3 protein-coding genes are annotated in these 3,418 nt (G+C 67.1%); 2 read left to right on the forward strand and 1 reads right to left on the reverse strand.

Features of this window, described 5'->3' with window-relative positions; all coding sequences use genetic code 11:
* On the forward strand, positions 1–815 hold an 815-nt coding region (locus AC2VON_RS11625), incomplete at its 5' end, for a helix-turn-helix domain-containing protein (protein ID WP_486953103.1).
* A 238-nt stretch (positions 816–1,053) separates the two neighbouring features.
* On the opposite strand, the gene AC2VON_RS11630 is transcribed toward AC2VON_RS11625, so the two are convergent.
* Positions 1,054–1,296, reverse strand: coding sequence for an antitoxin VbhA family protein (locus AC2VON_RS11630; RefSeq protein ID WP_062908238.1), 243 nt, complete (start codon positions 1,294–1,296; stop codon positions 1,054–1,056).
* Positions 1,297–1,602: 306 nt separating this feature from the next.
* Between AC2VON_RS11630 and mobF the strand changes: the two genes are divergently transcribed.
* Positions 1,603–3,418: MobF family relaxase (gene mobF / locus AC2VON_RS11635; RefSeq protein ID WP_486953104.1), on the forward strand; the 1,816-nt coding region annotated here is incomplete at its 3' end.

Consider the following 3,418-nt stretch of genomic DNA (forward strand, 5'->3'; position numbering starts at 1 on the left):
CTACCGAGGTCCTGCGCGGCCGCCAGCGCACCCGCATCGAGCGCATGGCCTCCTGGCGGGTCAACGACCGCGGCCGCGGCTGGGCCTCAGTCTGGGCCCTGCACGACAACCCGCAGCTCAACCGGCTGCTTCACAAGCTGTCACCCCACCCCGCAGGGTCATCTGTTCATCCCTCACCTTCAGGTGATTCTGTGGTTACTACCCACGCCGGCAGCCCTACGGGCCGCCGGCAACACGGCGCTACGCGCCGCGCCAGCCCAGACGAGGAGGGGCTGGCCCTGGCCAAAGCCTGGCGGGCCGACCAACATGCCCCACCCTGGGCACGCCGGCACAGCGCCGAGGCATGGTCGGCGCTGCTGGCGGCCCCCGCCGCGCACGGCTGGACCCCGCGCGACCTCAACCAACTCATCACCGACTGGCTCGGCGTCGGACACTGGATCGCTGACTCACCGCACAAACCCATCGGACTGCTCGGCGCGATCCTGGCCCGGCACGGCCGCGACAACCTCGCCGAACGACCAGCCGCCGCCGATGAAGCGCGCGAAGCCGCCGAACTCGCCGCCGACCGGGCACGCGTCGCCGACCAACTCGCCACACGAAAGACCACTGCCGCCGCACGCGCCGCCGGCCGCGCCGCACTGTCCAGCCCCGGGCACGCCGCCGCCCAGGCGGCCGCCAAGCGGCTGGCTCACACCGCCGCCCAACGCCGCACCGCGGCGGCGGCCGCGGCCGCCGCCGCGGTCGACTCCGCGGTGCGCCGCGCCCGGGGCCTGACCACACCCGACGCCGCCGCACACCACGACGCAACTCAGTGAGCCTCAAGACGAACGCCCAACCGTGAGCTACACCCGCTGCCGCTGGGCACGCCAACACAGCGGCCGCGACCGCACACCAGTCGGGCACGCTAACCGTCCGGTTGGGCATCACAACCACCCCCGACCTCTCGACATCAGATTCAGTCACGCCAGCGCGACGCCGTCATCACCCAGGAAGTGATACATAGAACACCTATAGATAGCCCCCACGGCCCGCCCGGGCGCCGCACTAATTAGGTCAGCTATGTTCGTTGATCTCGCGGTGCTGAGGCACATCGTTTAGCACTCGCGCCCGGTACTGCTCGAAGGTGATGTCACCATCCGCGAACTCAACGAGCAGATCGATCGACGCCAGCGCGGGCACAGCGCCCTCTAGCACACCGCTGGCGATCGCATTGCGCACGGCCGCCCGATCGGCTGGCGACAGCCGGCGACTCCGCACATCGACGTACGCCCACATCGCCGCAAGCTCGGAATCCACCGCCGTTCCAACCCTTCTATCGGCTAACCACTGGCACTGTCGCTTTCTGTTGTTTCTTGTGTCTTGGCCTTCCTGTATCCCGGGTCCTCTTGTTACCTCTACAGCAGCTTCGCTGCTGTCTATAGCAGCCTTCGGCTGCTCCTCCCTACTCACCTGGTCTGCCCTACGTCCAGTTACTTAGCCCATCACCTCTAAAACTGTATGGCACATTTGCACATTTTGTGCAAGCATTGGTTCAGCACACCTGCGGTGTGCTGAACCTTGGCCCCGCCTGGGGTCGGGACCAGGCGATTTTGGGCGGTGGCGATGCTGACGGTTTCCCCGCTGAAGCGCTGGTCGATCGACTACTACAACGACACCGCCCGCCAGGCCGGGGAGGCGGCCAAGGACCGTGCGGCAGCAAACGGGGGTCTGGGCGAGTACTACGGGGAACATGACACCCGGACTCCGGTGTGGCTGGTGGCCGGTGATGCCCGTAAGGCGGCCGAGGCGGTCGGATTATCGGATGCCGACCGGGTCGGAGGGCCGGCGGATTTGGACACTGTGGCCCGTTGGCTCGACGATGGGATCGCGCCGAATGGGGCGCGTGGGCGGCGGTTCGCCGAGGGTGATAACCACGGGTTCGATCTGACGTTCTGCGCGCCGAAAAGTGTCAGTTTGTTGCGGGCGTACGGCAATGACGTGATGCAAAAAGCGGTCCTGGAGGCGCACAACGCGGGCGTGCGCGAGGCCCTCGAATACGTTCATCAGCACGCTGGTTACACCCGCGTGCACAACAACGAGACCGGGAAAAAAGACCTCCAGAGGCTGCCGGGTTTGGTGGCCGCGGCCTACCAGCACGAGACCTCCCGGGCGGGGGATCCGCACCTGCACACTCATGTGATCGTGCCCAACAAACAGCCCCGCGCAGACGGAAAACTCGCCGCCCTCGACAGTGACCAGCTGTGGCATGAAGCCAAGCCCGGCGGGGTGATTTATCAGGCCACGACGCGGCGGGTACTGACGCAGTCCGTCGGCGCGGAGTGGGGGCCGATCGATCCGCACACCGGCATGGCCGAGCTGATCGGGTTCGACCCCGAGGTGATCAAAGCGCACTCGTCCCGCAGCACGCAGTTGCGGGAATGGGCCGACGACAACCTGACCCTGGTTCACGGCAAACCCACCCAAGCGCAGCTGGCGGCCGCGCAGAAAGCAACCCGGCCGCGCAAACCCGAATCGCTGCCGTGGGCCGAGCTAGAGGACCAGTGGCACGCCAACCCAAAAGGCGTTCGGATCGACCAGCTGCCCGAGCTGTGGCACCAGGCCCGCCAGAAGCGCCGCGCCACACCTGAGGTATTTGATCGGCGCCGCATCGTCGAGATTGCCGCCAGCATCGACAAGGCGGCGTTCACCCGGGCCGATCTGGTGGAAATCATCGGCGCGCAACTACCCGTCGAGGTCGACGACGACGACCGCAGCCCGCGTGAACAGATCGAAGCCGCGGTCGATGAGATCGCGATCCGGGTCAGCGACGAGCGCCAGGCCCATCACCGTGAAGGCCACGTCCGCTACACCATCGACCTGGTGCTCTTCGAGGAATGGGACATCCTCAAGATGGTCGACGCGCGCGATGAACGCGCGACTGTGCGGGTCAGCGCGGCCGACACCGAAGGCCTGTCCGCGGACCAGAGGCGGGCCGTGACGGCGCTGGCCGAATCCCCGTGGCTGGTGCAGCCACTGGCCGCGCCCGCCGGCGCCGGCAAGACTCATTCGCTGAAAGCCTTACGCGCCGCGGCCAACCGCGCCGGGCGTACGGTCGTGGTGCTCGCACCCCAAGGCCGCGCTGTGGACATCGCGAAAAACGAGTGCGCCGGCGACGAGGCTTACACCGTCGATAAGGCGCTCATCGAGCTGCGCAACGGGCGGTTGACGCTTGATCACCGCGCCGTCGTGGTCGTCGACGAAGCCGGTTTGATCGGCAACAACCAGCTGCGCGAACTGCTCACCTACACCAAGCCGGCCGGGACGAAAACGCTGCTCGTCGGGGACGCGCATCAGCTGTCGCCGGTGCGTAAACGCGGCGGCATGTTCGAGCAACTCTGCGACGATCTGCCGTGGTCCCAACGTCTTTCCGAGGTCTGGC

This window comes from Mycobacterium sp. TH-M82 (assembly GCF_057473605.1).